2 protein-coding genes are annotated in these 1,402 nt (G+C 44.6%); both read right to left on the bottom strand.

Translation table 11 applies throughout. From position 1 onward, the window contains the following. Positions 1–713, bottom strand: a 713-nt coding sequence (locus tag E1189_RS23150) for a hypothetical protein (RefSeq protein WP_196221062.1), incomplete at its 3' end; no start/stop codon positions are given. 262 nt (positions 714–975) lie between these two features. Next, complete coding sequence (locus tag E1189_RS26125; protein WP_408014675.1) at positions 976–1,314, bottom strand: RING finger protein; 339 nt, start codon at positions 1,312–1,314, stop codon at positions 976–978. Positions 1,315–1,402: the final 88 nt, after the last annotated feature.

Below are 1,402 nucleotides of genomic sequence, written 5' to 3'. Positions count from 1 at the left end.
TCACTCATTATCCAACCGAGCCAAATGGCGCCCTCCGTAATAGAAGCATCTGGTTTTTCTGGGGTGATTTCAGTACTTATAGATTTCGGGCGGTAGGTATGAAATATCTGATCAGAAATGAAATCCTTTTTCCATGAGTCCAGATGGACAATTATGACTGGGCGGTTTATCAATGTTGCTAAAAATGGCCCTAAAAGATCAAAGGATGGCAGTTCATCTGATAGCAGCTCCTGATGCAAAGTTGATTTTTGTTTCTCTGTGAAAATATCTAATTGCTCCCCCGTCAAGTTATCCAGAGAATCAAGCAGTAACTCCTTTACCTCTTGGGTGTAACCAAAAAAATCGTTAGCCTGGAGGCGCAATACGTGTTCCCAGCAGTGGCTATCTCTGGGAACTTCAGTTATCACATAATCGTCCAGACCAAGGGTGGCCAAGCGTACTTCCAGTGATGACTGTTCTGAAACTGCCATAGTTTCAGGGTTATCACTACTTGGCTTCACACCTCTTTTTGCCTGTCCAGAACCAGGTCCAACTTGTCTAAGGCCAACTGTCTGGGATCTTGAAGCTGTATTTTCAAGGGAAGTAGCAGGCCTGATGCTCTTTGCCCTTTTATTCTTTCCTCCTGCAAAAACATCCGAGGAGATGGCACAGCATAGACATAGCAGAGTGTAAAGGATGGTTAATGAACGAATTGTATATTTACCAAGACTCATCAATACGCTCTTTGTCCATGGGGAAATGTGGAGAAGCAGGAAGAAAAGTTAGACTATTTTGGTTGCCCGGTATGTAATTTTTCGGCTCCAAAGTCAGGCATGGCTACTGTCTAATATTTGTTCACCAAAACATACCAGACAGTAACCTATGCGAAAGCAATGGTCCGGGTACTTAAAGCCTGTAAATTTTCCACCTCCCTCTGGCTGCAAATCGGAGTGTGAAATGTATAAAAACTGTAAGTGCAGCCAGTATTTTCACTGTTTAAAAGTTGTTACGTGGGTGGGAGCTGAGCTGGTGTCTGCGGAGAAAGGCGGATGAGGGGTATGCATGTTGGCATCCGTCCCAGTCACAGATAAAGAGAATGTCCCCTACTGTGTGGATACGATTGCGTGGGGGTACTTGGCATGGAGTGTGTCGAGCCTGTTCATGCTCCATTTCCTCTTTTGATAGATAAAAATCCAGCAGCGGACATTCATCTGAGCATCGCATTGGTTTGTATACAGGTTGCGGCTGTCGGCATACTGGGCAATGCCAAGCTCTTTTTAAAGCCTCCAGGAGGCATTTACTGTGGAAAAGGTGATGACAGGTGGTCGAATGCATATTATCCCGCCAGCGAAAGCCTTCAAGGCAAATTGTGCAGGCGGTTAATGGATTTTTATTGTGGCTCAAAGAAAGATAGTGATTTTCA

The sequence above is a fragment of the Parendozoicomonas verongulae genome (assembly GCF_009711465.1).
Taxonomy (GTDB): domain Bacteria; phylum Pseudomonadota; class Gammaproteobacteria; order Pseudomonadales; family Endozoicomonadaceae; genus Sansalvadorimonas; species Sansalvadorimonas verongulae.
The sequence above is the reverse complement of the archived record's forward strand: the minus strand, read 5'-3'. Positions and strand labels throughout refer to the sequence as shown.